Here is a 24,054-nt window from a genome sequence, read left to right as displayed (position 1 = left end):
TCCTGGCGTCTACACTGGCCGATGTTACAAATTGTTACCGCCAGGGAGGCGAACGTGGACTCATTTCGCAGAATCACCGGACTCGTCGCGGCCATCTTCTCGGTCGGTCTCCTGGCGCTCCAATCCGGACCGGTCAGCGGTCAGGCAGAACCGAAAGTCGACCAGTACGTCGTGACCAAGGTTCTGCCGAACGGCGATGTCGCCGGCACGGTGCTGAAGCCTGCGGGGACGGTCGTGCAGGGGCCACTGCTGGCTGCGCCGCCGTCGGGACCAGCGGTCGACAAGCCTCTCGGCCGATCAGCGATCGCCGACTCAGGCGGCTCCGCGCCAGCGAGCCAGGTCGCTGAGACACGGGTGGGTGACGTGACGACGCAAGCGTCCGGCACGTTCGTCCTCAAACGCGACACCGCCCTCAGTCCGACATCGGGCACCTCGAACGTCAACGAGCCGAATGTCGGCGTTCAGGGCAGCACCATCTTCCAAACGGGCAACTGGTACGCAGCCGTATCCTCCAACAACGGGTCCACCTTCTCGTACATAGATCCCTCCACGACTTTCCCGGAAGCCCCGTTCGCTTTCTCTGCGGGCTTCTGTTGCGACCAGCGCGTGGCCCAGGACAACAGTCGCGACCTCGTTTTCTGGTACCTCCAGTACGTCAAGACCGGGTCGACCTCCACCGACACCAACGGTGTCCGGATCGCCGTCGCCCACGGCGCGGGCGATCTCGCCTCCAACACGTGGCAGATGCACGATTTCACGCCGGCGGATTTCGGTTTCGGCCTTGGCAAGTGGCTCGACTATCCCACGTTGGCGGTGAGCAACAACTTCCTGTACTTCACAAGCAACGTGTTCGACACGAACGCGACGAGCAGCAGCATGTCGGTGATGGCCCGCATCCCCCTCGACGCGCTGCGCGATAACGTCTCGTTCACGATGAATACGCTCGTCAACCAGAGCCGCTTCTCCGTGACACCAGTATCCGGCGCCACAACGACGATGTTCTTCGGATCCGTATCGGGCAGCACCTCAGTCGATGTGTTCCGGTGGCCGGAATCAGACTCGTCTCCGACGATCACGACGGTCTCGGGCCTCTCCGGATCGAGCAATGCCACGTTCAGCTGCACTGGGCCTGACAATCTCGATCCGTGCACGCGCGCGGACCGGCGAATGCAGACCGGCTGGCTCAACTCGACCGAGCTGGGATTTATGTGGGACTCGGCGAGCATGACCGGGCGGCCGTTCCCGTTCGTGCGGGTGCTGATCCTCAACCCGTCCACCCTGGCGATCGTGTCGCAACCGGATATGTTCAGCACGAGCACCGCCATTCTGTACCCCGCGGTCGCGGTGAACGCGCGCGGGCACATCGGTGGTGAAGTCAGCGTGCTCGGGGGCAGCAGCCTGCCCACGATCGAGGCGCTGATTCGGGACGATTTCTCGCCGGACGTCACGACAAGCGGTTGGGAGATCCACCAGGTCGCGACGAGCACCAACGGGACCTCAGGGCGCTGGGGTGACTACACCGGCGCGGTGGCCCATGACCAGTTTCCAAACACCTGGCTCGCCGTGGGACACGTTCAGCAGGGCGGAAGCGCCAACGCGAACGTGAAACCCCACAATTTCTGGTTTATGCGCGAGCGCGACGACCCCGGTGGGGTCCTGCCGACCTCCACGCCCACTCCGACGGGCACGATTCTCCCCACCTCCACGTCGGCTCCCTCGCGCACGCCGACGCAGACCGCCGCGGGCACCCTGACCCCGCTCCCCAACTCGTCCTGCTCCGGATCGGCGAGCGACGTGCGGCCGATGCTGCGCACGAGCGCGCCGCGGCACATGACGATCGTCGACACGGCCACGGCGCCGATGGCATCGGCTCGAACCACCGCCCAGCCCCTGTCCACCACGCCGGGCTTCACGACGATTACCTGCGAGACGTTCGAGGGCTCCTGGCCGACCAGCTCGTGGCTGACGTTCGACAACTCGGCGGCGACCTTCGGCAACGGCCTGTGCTGGGCACCGGTCGCATTCCAGGCGCGCTTCGGCTCGAAGAGCGCCTGGCCCGCCGCCGGGTGCTCCGGTGCGCTCAACCCCGCAACGTCGAACTACGCGAACAATATGGACTCATGGATGATCTTCGGGCCGTTTAGCCTCGCCGACGCGGTCGACGGCGATGTCCGGTTCAGCCTCTGGCTGCAGACGGAGATCAACTTCGACTACGTGTACTGGGGCGCTTCCATTGATGGCGAGGAGTTCCAGGTCACCGGGCTGTCGGGACGCTCTACGACCTCCGAGCCGCCCACGGCCAACGGCTGGCTTGACGAGGTCATCGATCTGAAGAACGCGCCGGCGCTCGGGAACCTCATGGGCGAGCCGGTCGTCTACATCGCGTGGATCTTCCAAAGCGATAGCAGTATCACCGACAATGGGCCGTTCGTCGACGACGTGCTCATCGAGAAGAAGGTGAGCGCGGCGGCGACGCCTACTTCGCCCCCACCGACGTCGACGTCGCCGGTGAACACGCTCGTGGCGTCGCCCACGCGGACCCAGACGCGCACCCCGACCGCGACGCCGACCATCGGCGGCGCCATCGGAGGTCGCAATCTCTCCATTACGACGAATAGCAGCGGCGTCCTGCTGAACTGGCAGCCCGGCGGCGCGCAGTCCGGCTACTTGATCCTTCGCCTGGCAAACGGGGTCCTCTCGACCCTCCCAACCGGCGGCCCACTTCCGTCTGCCGCCACGAGCTTCACCGACTTCAACGCGCCGTTCGGCATGGACTGCTATTTGCTCCTGCCGCTGGGGACCTCTCCGCAGGCGCTGTCGGACGTGCTGTGCGCCCTGGTGGGATTCCACACGCCCTCTGGGTCTCCACAGAACTTCACCCTCGCGCTCAACCAATCGACGACGGCCAGCCTGACGTGGAACGGACCGTTCGGTGGCGGCCAAGATAGCTTCCTGGTGCAGCCCATTGGTGGAGCGGGTCAGGTGGTCGCCGGAAGTATCAACAGCGCGCAGCTGCCGACGAACGGCATGTCCTGCTACGCGGTCGGCGCCCTCAGCGGTCCGACGCTCCTGGGATACACCGACATCCTGTGCGGGCTACCGGGCGTCAGCAATCTCGCGACGGATTCGCGGGCCGCGGCGCGCGGCGCCCTTCAAGTGGCCACGCCGAACAGGCTCGGCTCGCGCGGCGGGCCGTGATAGGAGGCGCGAACCCCCTCACGCTCACCCGATCGTCGGGGGCGAGGGGGTTCGCGCCTCGTCGAGATTCTCGATGGGGACGGGCTCGATAGGCTCGGCCAGATCGAATCCGAACACCCGCGAATAGAAGTACAGCTCCGCGTCGAGCGCGCGCGCGATCGAATCAGACCGGCGGAACCCGTGCTGCTCGCCCGCGAACGTTATGTACGCGACGGGCAAGCCCTTGCGCCGGAGCGCCGCGACCATCGCCTCCGCCTGGTTCGGAGGCACGACAGGGTCGTCGAGTCCCTGGAGGATGATCATCGGGCTGGACAGCCGATCGACGTGGTGGACCGGCGAACGCTCGGCGTACAGGTCGCGCTGCTCCGGATAGGGGCCGACGAGCCGGTCGCAGTAGTGGGATTCGAACTTGTGCGTATCGCGCGCCAGCGATGCCAGATCGCTGATGCCGTAGGAGCTGGCGCCCGCGGAGAACACGTCGGTGAAGGTGAGGGCGGCGAGGGTCGTGTAGCCGCCCGCACTGGCGCCCGTGATGGCGAGCCGGCGCGGGTCGACCAGCCCCCGCTGGGCTAGCCATCGTGCCCCATTGGCGCAGTCGGCGACGTCCACGACGCCCCATTCCCCGTCGAGCCGCTGGCGGTAGGCCCTCCCGTAGCCGGTGCTCCCGCCGTAGTTGACGTCCAACACGGCGAATCCCCGGCTCGTCCAGAACTGAATTGCCGGGCGATACGCCGGGGTCGTCGCGCCCGTCGGTCCACCATGGCTCATCACGATGAGGGGCGGGAGCGAAGCCGGCGGTGCGACGAAGTCGCGATTCCGGGGGCGATAGAAGAATGCGTGCGCGGGCTCGCCACCCTCCGATGGGAACTGAACCGCCTCCGCTCGCGCGATGAATCCCGGGTCGATGGCCGTGTCGCTCGATCTCCGGATCGTGTTCGCCTGGCCCGTCGTGCAGTCCAGATCGACGATGGCGGGCCCCTCAGTCGGCGTCGCTCCCACGAACCATGCGTGGTCGCCCGATGTCCGAATGCCGCTGACCGTGACGTAGGGGAGATCGATCTGGGAGAGCCGACCATTGTTCGCGTCCAGGGTTCCCAGGCGCCAAACCCCACGGTCGCAGAACGCGCACAGCACGCGGCTCGCGGAATCGTGGAGAAAGGCGTAGGTTGACATGGCGAAGACCCACTGCGGTAAGCCGAACTCGGCCTCCCGGGGGCACAGCGCCTCGACCGCACCGGCACGAGAGCGATAGAGGTTCCACCAGCCCGACCGGTCGGAGACGAACCAGAGGCTCCCATCCGGGGCCCACTCCGGTTGAAAGATGGACTCGTTGCCGTCCCGCGCCCCAGCGATCGTGTCTGGGGTCTCGAGATCGCCCTCCGCGTTGATCCGTGCCACCCGAAGCTCCGTCCCGTCCCAGGGCATGTTGGGGTGATTCCACGACAGCCAGCCGAGTCGCTGGCCGTCCGGGCTCAGGCGCGGGCTCGCACAGAAATCGGTATCGGCAATGAGCGACCGGGGTGGACCTCCTGCGAGCGGGATCGCGGCGAGCCCATTCTCGACGACCTCCCGCACGTCGCCGCTATCGTCGGGCGGTGACACGCGGCGCTCGTACACGCAGAAGAGCAGCCCTCGGCGCGGATCGAGCGCGAAGTCGGCATATCGCCAGGAGTTGATGGGTGTCAGGGGAGTGGGCGCGTGGCCATCCCGAACCGCGTAGATCCGTTGGTCGGCATCGTTCACGAAGTACACGACGCCGCCCCCCACGGCGAATGCCCCACCGCCGTACTCGTGGACGCGCGTCCGAACGCTGAACGGTCGCGGCGTCACGTCCGCGATGGTGTCGTCGGGGGCCCTGCGCACGATTACGGAGCGACCTCCTTCGGCGGGTCGCTGCTCGATCCAATATACGGTCGCACGGTCGGTGGCCATCTGCCCGAGACCGATCGTGCCGGCGGCGATGAGGGCCGAGGTGATGGGCGATTTCCAGGAACCGTAGGGGGCGACCGTCGCGATCGTGGGCTCCGTGGCGCGTGACGCGCCTCAGAGAGTATAGGCAGGAGCGAGGCTATCGCTTGTCTGGCGACGTGGAATTTCGTGGGTCTGCCGCCACTCCACGACCTGATCGACGGTGATGGCGCAGATCCCGTGTCGGCGGGCAAAGATCACCAAGTCGTCACGGCGCGCCATGGTCCCGTCATCCTTCATGACCTCGCAGATAACGGCGGCGGGGAAACAGCCCGCGATTCGCGCGAGATCGACCGATGCCTCCGTGTGACCGCGCCGCTGGAGCACGCCCCCTGGCGCCGCTCGGAGCGGGAAGAGGTGACCCGGCCGAATGAGGTCATCCGGCGACGTGGCCGGGTCGATGAGGGCGCGAACGGTGCGGGCGCGGTCACGCGCGGAGATGCCCGACGTTCCGCCGCGCGCGTCCACCGACACGGTGAAGGCCGTGCCTCCTCGGTCCACGGATTCCGGGATCATGAGGGGAATGCGCAGCGTGTCCAGACGCGGCCCGGTCATCGGCATGCAGATGAGCCCGCGTCCATACGTCGCCATGAAGGCGATCGTCTCGGCGGTCACGTGCTCGGCCGCCACCGTCAGGTCTCCCTCGTTCTCCCGCTCCTCGTCGTCGACGATGAGGACGAAGCCGCCGCTCCTGAACGCGCGCGCGGCCTCATCCACGGTCGCGAACCCCCATCGGTCGTGACCGCAAGATGCAGTGATGGATATCACGATGCCTCCTGGAGTGTGAAAATTCGTCTCGCCCCTGCGGGGTCAACTTTTTCCCGCCGCCCCACCCCTGCCCTCCCCAGCCGCGACAGGGGAGGGAGTCCGCCATTCAGGCCCGCCGTTCACGGCGGCGACCCGCCCCCTTCCCGGCGATCTCGGACGCCGCCATCGAGCCGACACAGATTCGCAGAGCCAACATGACCGGCGCGACGGTCTGAGGAACGAAGTCACGGCACATAGATCCGCTGCAGCGCGCACACGAGTGCTTGCCTCCTGCTTGCCCTCTTGAGTAGCCTTCTGCGGGAGACGGAATGCTGAAGGTCTTGCTGGTGGAGGACAACGAGCGGCTGCGGCCGGCGCTGCGCGCAGGCCTCGACGCCACCGGGGCCGTTTCCGTCGTCCAAGCGTGTGGCCGGGGCGACGAAGCGGTCGCGGCGTGCCTCGAGCACGGTCCCACCGCCACCCTCATGGATGTGCAGCTGGACGGGCCCATGGATGGAATCGCCGCGGCGATCGCGATTCGGCGCGAGATTCCGCGGCATCCGGTCGTCTTCTATTCGATCCAGGACGACGACGCGCACTACCGGGCATTTCTCCGCTCGGGGATCCTCAGCCACTACGCGTACGTTCGAAAGTCGAACTACCTGCTGCCGGAGCTGATCGTTCCGCTGCTGAAGGACGCAGTGGCCGGCCGCAGCTTCATCGACAGCGAGATCGAGTCCCGGGTGCAGGAGGTGCGCGAGCGCGACGAGCAGTCGCCCATGGCGCTCCTCGAGCCCAGCGAGCAAGCCGTCGCCCGCATGCTGGCCGACGGGTTGAGCAACGAGCAGATCGCCGCGCGCATGGGATTTCGGGACAAGCGGACCATCAGCAGGACGAACGGGCAGATCTACGCCGCCTGGGGGCTGTCGGACAGCGCGACCGACGAGAAGGTCGCACGGACGCGGGTCGCCATCATCGTTCGGGAGGGGCGGCTCCTGAGATGGGACGCCGACGGGCATGTGTGCGCGGTCGGCGCCCACGGCGACCTCACCCCGTATCCTCTTGCCGAGCGGGCAGCCGGGCCGCCGGGGCGATAGGCGCCGCACGGTGATGGGCCGCCCGAGCGGGACCGGGTTGCGCCAGCGATGAGCGTGGCGGTGCTCGACTGGGCCGTCCGCTCGCTGTCCTTCTTCAACACCATCGCCATCTTGTGGCTCGGGCTCTCGGTGCTGCTGAATGCCGAAGAGCGTCGCTGGGGCACCTTCGTCGCCGGAGGCGGGCTCGTCGTGGGAGGGCTCTTCTTCGCCGGCCACACCACCGTGGTGAGCCGCCAGCTCGGCACGTTCAACGGTGAGATGGAGTTCTGGTGGCGAGTCGGATGGATCCCTTTCGTGAGCCCTCCGTACCTCTGGTACGTCATGGTGGCGTGGTATGCGTCCGCCTTTACGAGGCGCCTCCATCGGGTCGCGGCGATTCTCCTGGGGGCGATCGGGCTCGTCGGGCTCGTTCCGATCTTCTTCGTCAGCCCGTTGCCGAGCTTCGTCGACCTCCTCCAGCGCCGGTCCGGTGGCGCCGAGCTGGGCGGCGTGCCGATCCTCGTGCTGTTCTATCCCGCATACAGCGCCGTCTGCATCGGCCTCGCCATCGCGGCGCTCCGTCGCCCGCCCGTGTCGAATCGGTTCATGGGCGACCTGGCGCGGCGCCGGGCACGCCCGTGGCTGCTGTGCGTATCCGTGGTGCTCCTCGGGTCCAGCGTGCTGGTCGGCGCGATGGCAAGCTGGGTCCTGCACGCGGTCGCAGTCGGCGAGCTGGATCTCTTCTCGGCCCAGACCGTTGCCATGCTCAAGGCGTTCGACGTCGCGATTTCGGGCCTGCTCGCCCTGGCCACCGTGCTGCTCGGGCGCGCGGTCGTGTCCTACGAGGTGTTCACGGGCAAGGCGCTCCCCCGCGGGGGACTCTCGCGTCAGTGGAGAAACAGCCTCGTCCTGGCCGCCGGCTTCGGCGGGCTGATGGCCGCGAGCCTCGAGCTGCCGATCGACCCGATCTTTCGCCTGATGCTCGCGACCGGCGTGGTGACCGCGCTCTACGCGTTGCATAGCTGGCGGGTGTACGTCGATCGCGAAGCGAGCATCGCCCAGCTCCGGCCCTTCGTCACGAGCGAGCGGCTCTACGAGCGCCTCCTCGCGGATACGGGCCGAGGCGCGCACGAGGGCGCGATGCATCCGTTCGTCGCGCTCTGCCAGGACGTGCTGGGCGCACGGCGCGCCTATCTCATCCCCCTCGGCCCGGCGGCGCCGTTGACGGGGAGCCCGCTGACGTTCCCCGAGCCCGAGGCGGGCCCGGCCATCTCCCCTTCCGCGATCGAGCGTCTGGTGGAGCGGCTCGCATCGCCGCAGACGATGTGCGTCGCGCTCGAGCCGGATGCGTTTGCTGGCGCGATCTGGGGCGTGCCCCTCTGGAGCAGCCGAGGGTTGTTCGGCGCGCTCTTGCTCGGGCCGAAGAGTGACGACGGGCTTTACACGCAGGAAGAGATCGAGATCGCTCGCGCCACCGGCGAGCGCTTGATCGACATGGAGGCGACGGCAGTCACCGCGGGGAGATTGATGGCGCTGGCGCGTCAGCGGCTATCCGAGAGCCAGGTGCTGGACATGCGGACGCGCCGGGCCCTCCACGACGACGTGCTTCCTCTCCTCCATGCCGCCCTCCTGTCGGTGACAAGCCGAGCGGGCTCGGCAGACCACGCGCGGAGCGGTCGACGCGCCACGATGAGCGCCGCGTCTTCCGACGTGGCCCGGCTGATCGCCGATGCCCACCAGGAGATCGCGAGCCTCCTGCGCACGATGCCACCAACGGCCGCTGCGCGCATCGCCCAGGTCGGGCTCCTGCCCGTCCTCAGAGATGCCGTCGAAGGGGATCTCGGACATGCCTTCGCCCAGGTCTTGTGGCGCATTGACGCGGAGGCGGAGCGCGCGATGACCGCGCTCTCGCCGTTCCAGGCGGAGGTGCTGTTCGGCGCGGCGCGAGAGGCGGCTCGCAACGCCGCGCGCCACGGCAGCGCCGACCCAGCGTCGGCTCCGATCCACCTGTCGGTGGCGGCAACGGTCGGAGATGGCCAGCTCGACCTTCGCGTGGCCGACGACGGCATGGGCATGGGGGCGGGCGTCGGAGCGCCGGGCGGCGGGTCGGACGGCGCGGCGCGCGGGACGGACGGGCGCACGGGGCAGGGGCTGGAGCTGCACAGCGCGATGATGGCCGTGATCGGCGGAACGATGGTCGTGACGAGCGCGCCCGGGAGCGGCACGACCGTCCGATTGACGCTTCCCCTGGAGCCCGAGGAGCGGGCATGGGGCGAGCAGAAACCCCCTTCCCCTCGTCGGGCGACAGACGAGGCGGGGTGATGTCCCCCCGCCCTCCCCCGCTGTGGCCGGGGAGGTGAACCCGGACCGATCGACGCCGAAGAGCGCGACGTTCCCCCCCCGCTGTGGCAGGGGAGGGGGTGGAACTTCCCTCTCCCTCGACGGCGGCGGGAAGAGAGGGGGGTGACGACTACCGGGCCGACGGCGCCAGGGCGCGAAGGTAGCGCTCGGGAAGGCGCCGAGGCCTTCCCCCACGATCCGTGATGACGTGGCTCGTCGCGCCGGTGGCCAGGACGCGCCCATCCTGGGCGAGGATCTCGTACGCGAACGCGATCCGGCGGCTGTTCGCCGAGGAGACCCGAGTTCGCACGGTCAGCTCGTCGTCGTAGCGCGCGGGGGCGCGATAGTCGCACGAGGCGCTCGTGACCACGACGAAGCAGCCGTCTTCCTCTTCCATCGCTCGATAGGCGAGACCGCGCTGGCGGAGCAGCTCGGTGCGCCCGATCTCGAACCAGACGAAGTAGCTCGGGTGGTAGGCGATCCCCATCTGGTCGGTCTCGCCGTAGCGGACGCGCACCGCCACGTCCACGACATCGCTCACGAGGCGGACGATCGCGCGGGGCGCCGAGGATGGGCGCGCACGTTAGTCAGTGAACGTGACCGTGGCGGTCGAGCAGAGATCGATGGCGTAGAGGTAGCCTTCCTCACCGCTCTTCCCGACAACCTTGATGTCGTACTGGCAGTCCCCCTCCTTGAAATCGGAGAAGGTGATCTGGATGGAGCCGCCCGGCTCGAGGACGCTGTTCCCCAGGACGTCGTCCTGCCAATCGTTGATGGAGCTGGAGGACACGTACGCGTAGTCGATCTCGACGGAGCTGTTGTTCACGAGGGTGAAGTCACGTGGATCGGCGTGAACGACGGCGGGAGCAGTGACGAGCACGGCCAGCGCGAGCGCCGAGACGCTGCTGATGGCAGCGGATACGAGTCGAGCCATGGGGTTGTTCGCCCTCCGTCCCTGGCGGTCGGGGGCAGTATAGCAGGGGCGGTCGGAGGCCAAGCGCAAGTTGAAATGCTTCGCCGTGGGAGTTATTCTGACTTCGAAACTGGTGCGCGGCAGACCTGGTGAGGTCTGTGTTCAAGGAGATCGTTGATGGTTGCAGACGTTCAGGTTGCGAGCGCCGTTCTGAGCGAGCGGGCGGTCGAGCGTCAGAAGCGCTGGGTGCTCGGGATCGTGAATCTCTCGCACACGATCAACCACATGAACAGCTCGATGATGTCGATCCTGTTCGCCGTGATGATGGGGCCGCTGGGGTTTGGGTACGCGGAGCTGGGCGTGCTGCAGACGGTCAACACGCTCGTGTCAAACGGACTGCAGGCAACCTACGGCGTCATCGCGCAGTACGTGAAGCGGTCGATCATCCTGGGCGCGGGGAACACGCTACTCGGGCTCGCGAGCATCGCGACCTCGACGGTCACGGGCTTTCCGCAGCTCGTATTCTGGCGGGCCATGGCGGGCGCGGGCTCCAGCCCGCAGCATCCGGTCGGCTCGACGATCCTCTCGACCTATTTCGGCGCGTCGCGCGGGCGCGCGCTCGGGCTGCACAACACGGCAGGGAACGTTGGGACGCTCATCGCGCCGCTCTTGGCCGCGGTGATGCTGGCCGTGTTCGACTGGCGGATCGTGGTGATCATCATCGGGATCCCCAGTGTGTTCATTGGCCTCTCGTACTTCTGGCTCCGGGACGTCGTGCGCCCCTCGGACAGCCATCGGGCGCGCGGGCGCGCGGGCTGGGGCGCGTACGTGGCGTGCCTGAAGAACCGGGACCTGATGCTGGTGAGCGCGCTCATGATGGTGGGGGCCGCTGGCCGCGGGGGTGGAATCAACCAGACGTATCTGGTGCCGCACTTCATCCACGACCTGGGTATCGAGAGCGCCATCGCCGCATCGCTTCTCACGATCGTGAACGCCGGCGGGCTCGTCGGGCCGCTGGCGTGGGGATGGATCTCCGACCGGATCCCGCGGAAGCTGGCGATGCAGGCGTCATTGATCCTCACGGCCATCGCCACCGTGTGGCTGGGGATCGAGGGCTCTCTTGGCGCGCTGCTGCTCCTCAACCTCGCGATCTACGGTCTCGTGGTGCAGGCACGCGGGGCGATCACGCAGGCCATGGTGGGCGACTACGCCGGCGAGGAGCTGGAGGATGCCGCCTACAGCATCTACTTCACGATTGGGTTCATCAGCGCGCCCTTCTGGACGCTCCTCATGGGCGCCATCATGCAGAACGCCGGCTTTGAAGTGGCCACCCGGGTCATCTCGGTCTCGTACCTGGTTGGCGTGCTGCTGCTGATCCCACTGCGGCTCAAGCCGCGCCAGACGGCACGCGTCGGAGCGGCCTAAGGCACGCGACGGCGCCAACCGCCGGAAAGCTCACGCCATCGCGAGCAGGTAGCGCGCGACCTCGTCGACGTTCGTGAGCATCGGGTAGTGGCCGGCGTCGATCTCGGTGTAGGTCCCGCCCAGCTTCTCCGCCGTGCGGCGCTGGTGCGCCTCGGATGGCTGCGGGCTCCGCTTCCCACGCAGCACGTCCACCCGCCATGAACGGGACCAGAACTCACGTAGGTCCACCGGCTCCTCCGTCGGCGCGCGTGGATGGAGCGTGTACCGCGCGACGGCCCACTCGCGCATGGCGGGCTCGAGGTCGGCGAAAGCCCGCGCCCGTACCTGGTCCGGTGGAAGCCCGTCGGCCAGCAGGCTCGGGTCGCGCGGCGGGCGGTTGTTGATGGCGGCGACCGTCTCTCCGGGCATGGGACACAACGCGTCCACGAACACCAGCCGCCGAATCCGGTCCGCCGCCAGCTCGGCCGCCCGGGCGATGACCATCCCGCCGCTGCTCGTCCCCACCAGGATCACGTCCGAGAGGTCCTCGTAGAACATCAGCCGCGCCACCTCGGCCCCTTGGGTGTCGAGGGTGATCTCGGGGCGCAGGGCGTGGGCCCGCTCCGCGCAGCCGTCGAGGCTCGGCCGATACACCAGGTGGCCCTCTGCCTGGAGCCGCAGCCCAACCGGCTTCCAGGTCCATCCTCCCTGCCAGGACCCGTGGATCAGGACGTACGTGGCCATTTCTCGCTCCCGTTGTGGCTTTCGCCGAATGCTCATTGCCGTTCGCCCTTGGGTTGTCGAAGGGCCCAGCGCGAACGGTTCTCGTGGGTCTTTCGGAATCCCTACAACGCCTGAAAGACTCGGCGCCCGTTCAGACGGACGAGACGCCCGAACCCCGGATGGGGGAAGTGGTTCGCGCAGAGGAGCAGGCGCTCCGCCTCGGCGCGGTCGAACGTCGCCTGGCGGGTCCGGCAGGCCGCCTCCGCGTCGACGTCGGCGCTCGCGCTCCATTCGATCTCCTGTACCTGCGGTGGCGTATGCGCGACGTCGCCGATCACCATCGCCCGCTCTCCCCGCGAGGCGATCATCGCCGCCTGATGGCCGGGCGTGTGGCCCGGCGTCGGGACGAGGGTGACCTCGGCGCTCACGCTGTGCTCGCCGTCGACCAGCTCGATGAGCCCCTTCTCGAAGAGGGCGATCGTTCCGGCTAGGTATGGCGACCGCTCCCGGATCTCCGGTCGCTCGAAGTGCGCCCAGTCCTTCCGGGGCGCGAGGTAGCGCGCGCGGGGAAAGGTGGGCTTGGCACCGCCCTCATGGAGCAGCGCGTTCCAGCCGACGTGGTCGCGGTGGAGGTGCGTCATGGCGACCACGTCCACATCGCTCGGCGCGATCCCGACCGACCGGAGCTCCTCGAGGAGCTGGCCGCGCTGGCCTCCCGCGCGCTCGTGCGGGCCAGGACCGAGCCCCGCGTCGAGGAGGATCGTCTGGGACCGTGACCGTACGGCGTAGCAGGTCGCGGACGTGGCGATGCTGTTGTGCTCCAGCAGCGCATCCGGATAGATGGCGCGGTACTCCTCCCACAGCTCCGCCGGTACGGTTGGGAAAAAGCCGGCGAGGGTCCAGTTTCCCACGTCCAACAGCGAGATGATCTGCACGTCGCCGACGTCGATTCGGTGCGCCATGCTGTCTCCCTCCTCGCGCTGCGGCAGAGTGTACCGCGTGCGGTCGACCTACCGGATGTCTCGGATCGACGGCATGGTCAGGAAAATGAGCGCGGAGCACGCGGCCAGGGCGACACCCATTCCCTCGACCGTCCGCTGGGCCCCGAACAGCGTCGCGAAGGACCCGGTGAGGAGCCCGCCCACGGTGCTCATGATCTGCGCCTGCTGAAACACGCCCATGATCCTTCCGCGAAGGGGTGGCGGGGAGTGGGCCTGGAGCACCGTCTGAACGAGGGCGCCGGCCGTCACCCCGGAGCTGCCGACGACCACCATCGCGGCGAGCGACAGGCCGAACACCAGCGACTGGCTGAATACGAGGAGCCCAACGCCATACGTCATGATCCCACCGACGAGCATCCAGCCCTTCGGCAGCCGGTCGCCCACCGCCGCGATGAGAAACGCGGTGCCGAGCGCCCCAAAGCCCATCGTTGTGAGGAGCAGCCCCTGTCCCTCGGGCCCGACCATCAGGATGTCCCGCGCGAACACCGGCAGCAGCGTGGCGAAGGGCACGCCCATCAGCGCCTGGACGTAAGAGATCATCATGCCGGACCGAATGATGGGATCGCGGATGATGTAGCGCCATCCCTCCAGTGTGGCGGCCGCCATCGACGACGTCTGGGTCGACGAGCGGGCGTGCGTCGGCTTGTTGGGCAATCGGAGCTGCGCCGTCCACTGCGACGCGAAGACGTAGATGAGCCCCTGAACGATGTAAGAGCCGCCGGGCCCGACAGCCGCCACGATGGCGCCCGAGATGGCAGGGCCCAGGCTTCGACTGGAGTTGAACGCGATGGAGTTGAGCCCGATCGCGTTCGTCAGGTGCGCGCGATCCACCGATTCGGGGACCATCGCCAGCCGGGCCGGCTGCTGAAACACCTGCAGGACCGCCACGAGAAATCCCGTCACGTACACGTGCCAGGGTTGCACGTGCCGCGTGATCACGAGGGTCGCGAGGATGAAGTTGAGGGTGGCGTTGGTGAGCTGATCTGCGATGAGCTGCGTCTTGCGGCCATACCGGTCGGCAGCGGTGCCCGCGAGGGGCGAGAGCAGCAGGATGGGGAAGAAGCGAATAGCGCTCACCAGGCCGAGCTGCAACGCCGATCCGGTCAGGTCATACATGAGCCAGCCGCGCGTCACCTGGTCCATCCATTGGCCCATGGCGCTGCCGAGCTGACCCAACCAGAGGAGGCGAAACTCCCGGAATTGGAAGGCCTCAAAGGTTGACCAGCGGGCCAGCAATCCGATCGGGCCGCCGACGGCGCCCATCACCGGTTCGGCGGGGCGCGGCGCCGCGGCGTCTCGCGGCGGGCGCGGCTCTCCCACGTGGCGACTCCAAAACCCAACGATATGCGCCGATGGCGACCGCTACGGCTCGCGGATCGCCTCCTCGGGCCTCCGCGCCGATTGGGCGGCCGGCTTTCGCCCGCCGCGCACGTCATTCCACGCGATGGAGAGGACGAGCGCGGCGGTGCCCACCACAATGCCCGCGTCGGAGACGTTGAAGACCTGGAACAGCTCGATGTGCGGCACGCGGATGAAGTCGGTGACGTAGCCGACTTGCGCGCGATCTACCAGGTTCCCCACCGCCCCACCACCGATGAGCCCGAGGGCGACGCGGGTGATAGCGGGCGCTTTGAGGAGCTGGCGCCAGCTCCGAAGTCCCAGTATAGCGAGCCCGACCACCGCGGCCACGGCGAGAAGCCCGCCGCTATCCTGCAGCAATCCAAACGCCACGCCGCGATTCCTCACCGGCGTCAGCTCGAGCCACCCCGGCACGAGCACGATCGTGCGAGCGGGCTCCCAGATCGTCTCTCGCACCCACCACTTCGACACGCGATCGAGGGCGATGACTGCGAGGAGCGGCGCGGCAAAGGAGAGGGCGCGCCAGGCGAGCAGCCCGGTCACTGTCGGTTCGGGCAGCCCAGCGTCGGGCGATTTGTCCTTCAGTGGGTCCCCCGTTCCGCGAGTCTGATCAGGTCATGGTACCGCGAACCCATACCGCGCCGCAGTGCGATCCGGCGTCTCGGGGACGGCTTGGATGGGGCGAGCCCCCTCACCCTGACCCTCTCCCCCGGCCGCGGGGGAGAGGGGACCGAAGGCTAGGATGGGGCGAGCCCCCTCACCCTCACCCTCTCCCCCGGCCACAGGGGGAGAGGGGACCGAAGGCTGGGATGGGGCGAGCCCCCTCACCCTCACCCCCAGCCGCGGGGGAGACGGGACGAATTATTGGGGGTTGGGACGCACGGTCGATGCAGGGGCCGTCGCGGGCCCGTGGGACGCGGTGCGGGTCCGGAGGTCCGACATCGCGGCGTCGAGCGGCTGGTCCACCACCTCCCCGGCCGCGCCGAGCGTCGTGTCGATGCGAACGTCCGGCGACACGCCGACGTTGTTCAGCACCGTTCCCTTGGCCGAATCGATCCGCTCGATGGTGATCTGGACGGCGGAGCCGTCAGCCAGGGGGAGGACGACGCTGCCTGCCACCGCGCCGGCCGTCTGCACGCCGAAGAGCTTGGCGCCGACATCCTCCTGGAGCGCGGCGGCCAGAATCTCTCCCATCGACGCCGTTCCTTCGTCGACGAGAACGTCGATGGGCCCGTCCCAGATCCTCTGGCCGGAGGCCGTGGCGGTCACCGTCTGGCCGCGCCGAATGGTCTCCTGATAGATGGGCGCGTTGGCGGGGAGGAGGTAGCCCGCGATCGCCGTTCCCACGTCGATTCGCCCGCCCGGATTGCCGCGCAGGTCGAGCACGAGGCCTCGGGCGCCCTGGCTCCTGAGCGACTCCAGCGCAGCCTTGACCTTGGCGGGCAGGTCTCCCGACGAGAAGTCCTCGATCTGCAGGTAGCCGATGTTGTCCGTCACCCGCGACTGGATGACCGGGACGTGGATCGCTCCCCGACGCACCTCGATTTCCCGATGGCCCGTGGCGCCAGGGCGGTCGATCGTGAGGCGGACGACCGTCCCTTCCTCGCCCCGGATCAAGTCCGCGGCGTCAGCGGGATCGAGGTCGGATGCGGGCTGCCCGTCGATGGCGACGATCTTGTCCCCGAACTTGAGCCCGGCCTTCTCAGCGGGGCTGTCCGGGAATACGCGCTGGACGGTAAGGGGATCCCCTTTGAGCTGCGCGCCGATCCCCACGTAGTGCACGTCGCCCGACTGTGCCTGGAGGTAATCCTGGTACTGGGTCGGCGTGTAGAACTGGGTGTGGGCCTCGTGCACGGCAGTGAGCATGGCGTCGATGGCCGAATGGGCCACGGCGTCAGGGGACGCGTCTTCGGCCAGACTGCCCCACGCGTCGCAGAACTGCTGTTGGAAATCCATCCAGTCGGTGACGAACTCGGTCTCCGGCGCCGTTCCCATGGCCTCGTCCGCCGCGTCCCGCGCCGGCTGGAGCACGTCGGCGGGCGGGATCGGCTCGAAGTACAAGAGGGTGAAGTCGTTGTAGGCCTGCTCGACGAGGTCCAGGCTCTGCTGCCCGAGCGCGCTGTCACCGCAGGCGGCTGCCGCCCATGCCGGGACTGGGCGAACGGCGACGACCAAGAGGAGCAGCGCGGCGATGAGTGTCGCCGGAAAGGCGCGCGTTCTGCGTCGATGGGGAGCACATCGGTTCGGAGTCATGGTGTTCACTCGCTCGTAGGCCTGAGAGATTCGGCGATCGAAAGGCCGATGGGGTCCGTGGCCACGACGAGGGCAACGTATTTTCCGTCCCGGATCAGCACGTGGGTCACGTTGTCGCCCGTCGCCGCCCAAACCGTGTCTGGCGCCGGTCCTGTGACGGGAACGTCCACCGCCGGCAGCCGTTCCAGCTTCGCCCCGTGGCGCGCTCGCGCGATGAGCTGGTAGGCAGTCGCGAACTCCTTCGCGTCGTCGACTGTGTCCCAGACGGTCCGCATGGCAAAGACGGCCGCCCCGTCGCTGTCCCGTCGCAGGAGCGCGTAGTCGTCACCGGCCCAGCCTTCGGCCGCTCGCTCGCCGATGTCGCGGTCGGAGTACTGCTCGATGAGGGTCCGGATGTCGAGCTCTCCAAGGGTGTTCTCGTCGAGTTCGGTCCAGCCGGGTCCCAGCGCGCTGCGGACGTCGGGAAGGGGGAGGGTGACGGGCCCCTGGCCGGCCAGATACTTCTCCGGGTGGAGCACCTGAGCTGTCGAGGCAGGCGGATTCGCCCACAAATCATCGACCGCGCCCCACGCCCCATCGAGAAAGGCATCGACGACGAAGTCGACCCCGTTGTCCTCGGGGAACATCAGCTCGCGCCGGAGGATGAGGGGCGCCTGCAGGAACGACGAGTCGCTCGTCTCGCTGTCGGCGTCTTGCCCGGTCGTTCGGTCGTAGAGGTAACGCCCCGCGTACAGCGCCTGCGCGATCCCCGCGTCGCCCTGGACGAGCGCCTGGAACGCCAGGGTTTGGTCGCTATTGGCGCGGCGGGCGTCTTCGTTCGCTTTCAGATCGAAATTCTGGTCGAGGAGCGCATGGGTGTACTCGTGCGCGATGGCCAGGATCGCGCTGGGATCGAGGTTCTCCGCCTCGTCGGACACGACGTAGATCGTCTTCGTTACCGTGTCATAGAAGCCGTCCACTTCGTCGCCCAGGAGATTGAGGACCACCTGCACCATGTCCACGCCTGGCGGGATGTAGCCGAGCGTCTCGAGCAGCGTTTGCTCCGCGTCGAGCTCGCGCTGAGTGTTGTCGCGGAAGAACATCTCCGTGTTGAGGGATCGCAGTCGATCCCTGGAGACGATCTCGACCCGGACCGGCGAGGAGAAGTCCAGGTGGCGAAGCTGGCTCACGCGCTGCTGGATGAGGTCGAGCCCTGCGCCCGGAATCGCGTCCTGCGCGAGCCCGGGCGGCGCCGCGATGGCGGTAATGGCCAAAAGGGTTGCGAGCTGGACGACGATGCGGAGCCTGCGCATGGCGAAATAGTACAAGATCGCCGCGTTATGTCCGCCGATGCGCTTGTCGCCCGTAGACGCGAAGTGTAGGATCGAACGACGGAATCCGAACGATGAAATCGGAGGTGCTCGGATGACCATTTGCCTGTCGGTCGGCGGAAGTACTGTTTACCAGAGCGATCACCCTTCGAATGACTTGCTCGTCGGGACTGTGGATGGCGTGGTGCTCCTGAGCCGGAATTCTCCCGGGTCGGAATGGTCGGAGCGACGACGAACCCTCCAGGGCAAGCACGTGTCGTCGCTGTTGTTCGAGCCGAGCCGGGGCACGCTGTTCGCCGGCGTGCACAAAGACGGAATCTACGCGAGCCTGGATGCGGGCGCGACGTGGCAGCGCCGCGATGACGGCATCGAGTTCAAGGATATCTACTCGATGAGCTGCGTTGAAGTGGACGGCCAGGTCCGCTTGTACGCGGGCAGCGAGCCGGCGCATCTCTATCGCAGCACCGATCTGGGGGCGAGCTGGGAAGCGCTGCCGGCCGTGCGATCGGTCCCCACGGTGGATAAATGGACGTTTCCCGCCCCGCCCCATATCGGGCACGTCAAGCACATCTCGTTTGACCCGCGCTCTGCCGACGTCATTTACGCCAGCATCGAGGTCGGCGGAGCCCTCAAGAGCGAGGATGGCGGACGCACGTTCCGCGACCTACCCGGCGTGTACGAGGACGTGCACCGGATCATTATTCCGCCCACCGCGCCGGATCGCCTCTACACCACTGGCGGCGAGGGCATCTGGCATAGCCCGGACGCGGGTAAGACGTGGACCCATCTGGCGCCCGCACCGGTCGGCATCTCGTACCCGGACGGTTTCGTCGTGCACCCCCACGATGCGAACCTCCTGTACACGTCCGGGTCCTTTTGCAGCCCGGGCGGGTGGCGGAAGACGATGACGGCCGACTCGCGAATCGCCCGCAGCCGGGACGCGGGGAGGACCTGGGAGCGACTCGAGAACGGGCTTCCCGAGCACGTGCACGGAAACTTCGAGGCCCTCATCATGGAAGTCTGGGCGGGCGGCTACGCCCTCGCCGCCGCGAATACCGACGGAGAGGTGTATTACAGCGGCGACCAGGGCGATACCTGGGCCAGGATTGCCGATGGCCTCCCCGCCGTGTCCAAAGCCGGGCACTTTCGGAACATCCCTCGCGGAGACGAGCCGGCGCTGGCCGCCGCGCGCTGAGCGCGTGCCACCAAAAGTAAAAGGTATCCAGAGCCCCGGAGGCGCGGAGAAATCCCCGCGCCTCCGGGGTTTCCGCGCGCGCCTTCGTACCCCGTTCCAGGCCCTCGCGCACCGTGAGTTTCGGCTGCTGTGGATCGGCCAGCTCTGCCAATCGTCGGCCGGCTTCGGCGAGCGCGTGGCGCGGAGCTGGCTCGCTCTCGAGCTGACCGGATCGGCGTTTCAGCTCGGGACGCTCGAGCTGACCCGGGGCATGGCGTCGTTGATTGTGGGAATGTGGGGCGGCGTGCTGGCGGACCGCATCGACAAGCGCCGCCTCCTCACGCTGATTCAGGCCTGGACGTTCGCCTGCTATGGGGCCATGGCCGCGCTGGCCCTGTCCCGCAACCTCGCGCTCTGGCACCTGTATGCGAGCGCGGTCGCTCTCTCCTTGGCCGATGCCGTCAACCAACCGGTTCGAACGGCGTTCGTGCCGTCGCTCGTGCCCGAGAACCTGATCATCAACGCCCTCTCCCTCAACTCCGTGGCGACCAACGCCACGCGGATGGGATCGCCGATCACCGTCGCGGCGCTCATTCAGTGGACCGGTAGCGGTGGCTGGGGCTACGCCGCTTGCGCAGCGTTATACGTGGCCGTGATCGCGAGCACGCGGATGATGAACGTGTGCGAGGGCGTGGCGAGGGCGAAGTCGTCGGCAGTCGCATCGTTTCTCCAGGGATGGTCGTTCGTCGCGCAGAATCGGCGCGTGATCACCCAGCTTGTCATTGGGACCGGCCCGCTCACCATCGGTTTCACGTACCAGGCGATGCTCGTCGCCTACGTGAAGGAGACCCTCGGCCAGGGCGCCGCGGCCTACGGCGCGCTCTACAGCTTCGCGGGTCTCGGCGCCTTGCTCGGCGGTCTGGCCGTGGCTTCCCTTGGGACCGCGGCCCGGGGCGGGCGGATGCTCGTGGCGGCAGGGCTGCTCAACGGCGGCGCGCTCCTCGGGCTCGGCGCCATCGGGGTGCTCCCTCGCGCGCTGCCGCTGGTTGCCGCGGCGGCCGCCTGCCTGATGCTGGCGGGCGGCTCGCAGACGTCGTTCCGGGCTGCCAACAACGGGCTGCTCCTCGCCGCTACCCCGAAGGAGCTGCGCGGGCGCGTCATGAGCCTCGATGGCGGCTTTCGCTCCGCTGGCACGATTATTGCTCCGCTCGTCGGCGCCCTCGCGGATTCCACCTCGACGGCCGCGGCCATGGCCACGATCGGGCTCGGCAGCCTCGCCATGGTGGTGGGCGTGCTGGCGTGGCAGCCCAGCATCCGCAGGCTCTGACCATCTGGCCGGGCCGCGCTACGCCGAGATCGGCGGGTCCTCGCGCGCCGGGAAGTAGAGCCGAAGGTGCTCCAGCGCCAGGCGGATCCGACTCTTGACAGTTCCCAGCGGAAGATTGAGATGCTCGGCGATCTCCGCGTGCGTGAGTCCCTCGAAGTAGACCAGCTCCATCACGCGGCGCTGCTCGACGGGAAGCCGCTCCAGTATCCGATGCGCGTGGCGCTGCGCTGTGCGGCGCTCGACCTCGATGGGCACATCAATGGAGTCGGCGGTGTCGACGTCGGGGTCGAGGGGATACGTTTCCTTCCGCTTTCGTGATCGAAGCACGTCGATGGACCGGTTCCGGACGATGGCGAGCAGCCAGCTCAGGGTTGATTCGCCGGACGGATCCGGGCACGCTTGTGATCGCCAAATCGAGAGGAACGCTTCCTGGACCGTGTCCTCGGCGTCGCGGGGATTGCCCAGGAAGCTCAGTGCCAGCCCGAATGCCCGCCGATGGTGTGCCGCATAGAGCGAATCGAACCACGCGAGGCGCGACGCGGACGACTTGTCACCCCGCGGAGCCGATGACTGATGGTTGTCGCTCTGTTGCATCCCTGATCCTCGAAGAGCGGTCGCAGCCGCGTCAGGGCACGACAGGCGCGCTCAGGATGGGGGCGGCGGACGGCGTCGATGCCCCCGGTTTGGCTTCTACTGTGATTTCTACGATTTTGCCGAGGGCGGAGATGGCAAGCGGAAAAGTTCCGTTGCCATCGTCGTACGTACCGGCCGAGACCGGTGGTCCATCGGGCGCCCGCACCCACGCCACGTATACGGTTCCTGGCGGGGGGTCCGCGACGTGTCGCAGGGCGACCTCCGTCGCGCCCGACCGGTGGATGATGACGTGGGAGTCGCCGCCTGCAGAGCCGGCCAGCGGAACCACGAGCAGCGCCTCGTTGAGGGTGAACTGCCGCCCGAGCACTGCGCCCAATGTGAGGGCCACAACGAAGACCGCGGCAATCGGAGCCAGGAGCGCGGGTTGCCGCGCCATCGGCCGCCTGAGGAAGCGGGCCCAGAACGATGGGCGAGCGCCCGAGCGGCGGGATTCCTCCGCGATTTCTCGCCAGATCCGGGTTCTCAGCCGGGGGCCGGGGTCCACGGCAGGGGCCTCTGCGTCGAGTCGCGCGGCCACGTCCCGTCCAATTTGGACCAGCTCCCGGCAGTGCTCGCAGTCGGCGAGGTGGCGCTCGAACGTCGCCCGTGTCCCAGAGTCCAGGAGCCCGAACGCGTAACGTACCGCGCGCTCCTCATCGTGTTCGGCGTCCCGCGCCGTCTCGCTCGCCATCTCTTCGTGCCTCGTCGCAGCATTCCTGTATGGAATACGTCACAAGCGATGGTTCCGTTTCCTTATACCTTGAATGTCTCAGCTCAGCCGCTTCGCGCGGCGCGCGCGCACATGGGGGATACTTGCGCACAGTCCCCCGGCCGCGGGGGAGAGGGGACCGAAGGCTGGGATGGGGCGTGCCCTCACCCTCGGGTCTGTGATGGAAATGGACGCGGAGACGCCCAGCTCGGTGATGTTGGCGCGCGTGTTCACCCCGACGCGCTTCCTGGTGGCCGCGGGCCCGGGGCCGGCGGTCAATAACCGGTCGGCACGGGAACCTGATGCTTCAATACGATCTCGCTTCGTGTGCGAGCAGATTCGAGGATCGCCCACTGCACCTCCGCGGTGGCCATGCCCCACCGAGCATCGTGCAGCATCGGTCGATTGTGGCGAATGGCGTCGTACAGCTCCATCGCTTCCTCGTCCATGAAGGCCATGCCTTCCCCGCGGCGCTGGCTAATCGGAACCTCGCGAAGGCCCTCGTCGCCGTACACATAGAGTCCTGCGGGGGCAGCTCGAACGTCTCCTCGGTCGAGGCTGACGATGAAGACGCCCTGGTTGCCGGGCATCCAGGGCCCTCCGTCGCTACTCACGTATGCCGTACCGGCCTCCCACGGGATCTGCGGGCCCTCGCGCCCCTCGATCAGGGCGCCGAAGCGCGTCGTCTCCTTCAGTTTTGGCTCGTCGATCGATCCACTCAGGAGCGCCTTGCGCTGGCGTGCGCGGTCGTCGATTCCCTTGTCCGTCCCCCACTTGATGAGATCGACCGAGTCGAAGTAGCCGTACGCGTTGTAGACGATGGTGGCGGGCGTACCGTCCTCGAACTCGAGCAGAGCCGTGAAATAGCCGGTGCCATTGGGGCGCTCTGGCCGCCAGCGTCCCGTCACCGCGCGCACGCTGCGGACGAGGCCTCCGCCGAGCCACCGAATGGTTTCGAGCTGGTGAGGAGCCTGGCGCCACACAATTCCCCCACCCTGGCTGTCGTCCACCTCCTGGGGCATCCGCGGGCGCAGCATCCACCCGGTGTAGGCCCACATGTTGATCGCGCGCAGGCGGCCGAGCTCGCCGTCGACAATCATTCGGCGGATCTCTTTGATCAGTGCGTTGGTGCCCTGGGTTTGCGCTCCTGCGAGGACGCGCGCGCCTGTCCTCTCCGCCGTGTCCACGACCCGCTGGCATTCCTCCATGGTCAAGGCGAGCGGTTTGCGGACGACGACATGCTTGCCGCGCTCGACGGCCCAGAGCGCGTGCTGGCCGTGAAACTGGTTGGGCGTGGCAATCCAGATGGCGTCGACGTCGGGATCGGCGCACAGGTCTTCGACGCGTTCGTAGACCCGTCCGCCATAGCGCGTGCGAAACGCGTCCAGGGCCTGCGGCCTGACGTCGGCCGCGGCCTCCAGCGAAAGCTGCGGCATGCGCTCGAGGGAAGGTAGGAACTCGGTGCTTCCAAAGCCGAGTCCCGCTACGCCGACGCGAAGGGGCCGCTCATCTGGTCGCGCCGTTGGTTGAGTCATCGAGGGACCTCCTCGAGATGATGGCATGTGCGTATGGGACCGCTCACGGCGGCCACTCAGTCCGGCTGGTCGAAGCCCGTCGGCAGACGGAGGCTAAAGGTGGTGCCCTCGCCTGCCATGCTCCGCACGGTCGCGCTTCCGCCGTGCAGCTCAGCGATCCGGCGAACGAGGGCCAGACCGATTCCCGCGCCCTTGACGGCGTCGCGGTGGGCGCGAGTCGTCCGGTACAACGGCTCGAAGAGGTGAGTAAGCTCGGCGGCCGGAATCCCCTCCCCCAAATCGCGCACGTCGATCGTAATCGCTCCATCCGCCTCGGTTCTCACGTTGACGGTGACCGAACTCGTCTCGGGCGAGCAGGCCAGGGCGTTGTTGACGAGGTGGTGG

The 24,054-nt window shown here is 67.8% G+C and carries 20 protein-coding genes; 6 read left to right on the top strand and 14 right to left on the bottom strand.

The genetic code is table 11. The features are described 5' to 3' along the window. The first annotated feature begins 54 nt into the window (after nucleotides 1–54). Nucleotides 55–3,198, top strand: a complete 3,144-nt coding sequence (locus VFC51_05545; GenBank protein ID HZT06473.1) for a hypothetical protein — start codon at nucleotides 55–57, stop codon at nucleotides 3,196–3,198. A gap of 24 nt (nucleotides 3,199–3,222) precedes the next feature. On the opposite strand, the gene VFC51_05540 is transcribed toward VFC51_05545, so the two are convergent. Both VFC51_05540 and ribB read right to left on the bottom strand, forming a co-directional pair. Then, a complete protein-coding gene (locus tag VFC51_05540; GenBank protein ID HZT06472.1) occupies nucleotides 3,223–5,061 on the bottom strand; it encodes a S9 family peptidase in 1,839 nt (612 codons plus the stop codon). A gap of 180 nt (nucleotides 5,062–5,241) precedes the next feature. Continuing rightward, the gene (ribB, locus tag VFC51_05535; GenBank protein ID HZT06471.1) at nucleotides 5,242–5,934 is read right to left on the bottom strand and encodes a 3,4-dihydroxy-2-butanone-4-phosphate synthase; all 693 of its coding nucleotides are present in this window, start codon (nucleotides 5,932–5,934) and stop codon (nucleotides 5,242–5,244) included. A 308-nt stretch (nucleotides 5,935–6,242) separates the two neighbouring features. Here ribB and VFC51_05530 point away from each other — a divergent pair, with 308 nt between their 5' ends. Together VFC51_05530 and VFC51_05525 are read left to right on the top strand one after the other, a co-directional pair. Beyond that, nucleotides 6,243–7,010: a response regulator transcription factor gene (locus VFC51_05530; protein HZT06470.1), complete on the top strand. Its 768-nt coding sequence runs from the start codon at nucleotides 6,243–6,245 to the stop codon at nucleotides 7,008–7,010. Between the two features lie 48 nt (nucleotides 7,011–7,058). Then, the gene (locus VFC51_05525) at nucleotides 7,059–9,311 is read left to right on the top strand and encodes an ATP-binding protein (GenBank protein ID HZT06469.1); all 2,253 of its coding nucleotides are present in this window, start codon (nucleotides 7,059–7,061) and stop codon (nucleotides 9,309–9,311) included. 148 nt (nucleotides 9,312–9,459) lie between these two features. Here the strand turns inward: VFC51_05525 and VFC51_05520 are convergent, their stop codons facing one another. Together VFC51_05520 and VFC51_05515 are read right to left on the bottom strand one after the other, a co-directional pair. After that, nucleotides 9,460–9,870 carry a thioesterase family protein gene (locus VFC51_05520; protein ID HZT06468.1) on the bottom strand — a complete coding sequence of 137 codons (411 nt, stop codon included), beginning with the start codon at nucleotides 9,868–9,870 and terminating at the stop codon, nucleotides 9,460–9,462. Between the two features lie 42 nt (nucleotides 9,871–9,912). Continuing rightward, nucleotides 9,913–10,263 carry a hypothetical protein gene (locus VFC51_05515; protein ID HZT06467.1) on the bottom strand — a complete coding sequence of 117 codons (351 nt, stop codon included), beginning with the start codon at nucleotides 10,261–10,263 and terminating at the stop codon, nucleotides 9,913–9,915. A 156-nt stretch (nucleotides 10,264–10,419) separates the two neighbouring features. On the opposite strand from VFC51_05515, the gene VFC51_05510 reads away from it, so the two are divergent. Next, nucleotides 10,420–11,667 carry an MFS transporter gene (locus VFC51_05510; protein HZT06466.1) on the top strand — a complete coding sequence of 416 codons (1,248 nt, stop codon included), beginning with the start codon at nucleotides 10,420–10,422 and terminating at the stop codon, nucleotides 11,665–11,667. Nucleotides 11,668–11,697: 30 nt separating this feature from the next. On the opposite strand, the gene VFC51_05505 is transcribed toward VFC51_05510, so the two are convergent. The 6 genes from VFC51_05505 to VFC51_05480 all read right to left on the bottom strand — a co-directional run bounded on the left by VFC51_05505 (nucleotide 11,698) and on the right by VFC51_05480 (nucleotide 18,394). Further along, entirely contained in the window at nucleotides 11,698–12,390 is a 693-nt protein-coding gene (locus tag VFC51_05505; protein HZT06465.1) for an alpha/beta hydrolase, read from the bottom strand. A 101-nt stretch (nucleotides 12,391–12,491) separates the two neighbouring features. Next, complete coding sequence (locus VFC51_05500) at nucleotides 12,492–13,331, bottom strand: MBL fold metallo-hydrolase (protein ID HZT06464.1); 840 nt, start codon at nucleotides 13,329–13,331, stop codon at nucleotides 12,492–12,494. A gap of 48 nt (nucleotides 13,332–13,379) precedes the next feature. After that, nucleotides 13,380–14,690, bottom strand: a complete 1,311-nt coding sequence (locus VFC51_05495; protein HZT06463.1) for an MFS transporter — start codon at nucleotides 14,688–14,690, stop codon at nucleotides 13,380–13,382. 42 nt (nucleotides 14,691–14,732) lie between these two features. Then, nucleotides 14,733–15,272: a signal peptidase II gene (lspA, locus tag VFC51_05490; GenBank protein HZT06462.1), complete on the bottom strand. Its 540-nt coding sequence runs from the start codon at nucleotides 15,270–15,272 to the stop codon at nucleotides 14,733–14,735. A 318-nt stretch (nucleotides 15,273–15,590) separates the two neighbouring features. After that, nucleotides 15,591–16,982, bottom strand: a complete 1,392-nt coding sequence (locus tag VFC51_05485) for a S41 family peptidase (protein ID HZT06461.1) — start codon at nucleotides 16,980–16,982, stop codon at nucleotides 15,591–15,593. A gap of 5 nt (nucleotides 16,983–16,987) precedes the next feature. Beyond that, nucleotides 16,988–18,394 carry a hypothetical protein gene (locus VFC51_05480; GenBank protein ID HZT06460.1) on the bottom strand — a complete coding sequence of 469 codons (1,407 nt, stop codon included), beginning with the start codon at nucleotides 18,392–18,394 and terminating at the stop codon, nucleotides 16,988–16,990. Here VFC51_05480 and VFC51_05475 point away from each other — a divergent pair. Both VFC51_05475 and VFC51_05470 read left to right on the top strand, forming a co-directional pair. Continuing rightward, complete coding sequence (locus VFC51_05475; protein HZT06459.1) at nucleotides 18,387–19,487, top strand: glycosyl hydrolase; 1,101 nt, start codon at nucleotides 18,387–18,389, stop codon at nucleotides 19,485–19,487. The genes VFC51_05480 and VFC51_05475 overlap by 8 nt on opposite strands. 4 nt (nucleotides 19,488–19,491) lie before the next feature. Further along, on the top strand, nucleotides 19,492–20,793 hold the full coding sequence (locus VFC51_05470; protein HZT06458.1) for an MFS transporter: 1,302 nt from the start codon (nucleotides 19,492–19,494) through the stop codon (nucleotides 20,791–20,793). Between the two features lie 18 nt (nucleotides 20,794–20,811). Here VFC51_05470 and VFC51_05465 read toward each other — a convergent pair whose 3' ends face one another. The 4 genes from VFC51_05465 to VFC51_05450 form a co-directional block, all read right to left on the bottom strand. After that, the gene (locus VFC51_05465) at nucleotides 20,812–21,387 is read right to left on the bottom strand and encodes an RNA polymerase sigma factor (GenBank protein ID HZT06457.1); all 576 of its coding nucleotides are present in this window, start codon (nucleotides 21,385–21,387) and stop codon (nucleotides 20,812–20,814) included. Nucleotides 21,388–21,418: 31 nt separating this feature from the next. Further along, a complete protein-coding gene (locus VFC51_05460) occupies nucleotides 21,419–22,117 on the bottom strand; it encodes an anti-sigma factor (protein HZT06456.1) in 699 nt (232 codons plus the stop codon). 293 nt (nucleotides 22,118–22,410) lie between these two features. Continuing rightward, nucleotides 22,411–23,670 (bottom strand): Gfo/Idh/MocA family oxidoreductase, encoded by a 1,260-nt coding sequence (locus VFC51_05455; GenBank protein ID HZT06455.1) that lies wholly within the window; start codon nucleotides 23,668–23,670, stop codon nucleotides 22,411–22,413. 56 nt (nucleotides 23,671–23,726) lie between these two features. Continuing rightward, nucleotides 23,727–24,054, bottom strand: a 328-nt coding sequence (locus VFC51_05450) for an ATP-binding protein (protein ID HZT06454.1), incomplete at its 5' end; no start/stop codon positions are given.

Source organism: Chloroflexota bacterium (genome assembly GCA_035652535.1).
GTDB lineage: Bacteria > Chloroflexota > UBA6077 > UBA6077 > SHYK01 > DASRDP01.
The sequence above is the reverse complement of the archived record's forward strand: the minus strand, read 5'-3'. Positions and strand labels throughout refer to the sequence as shown.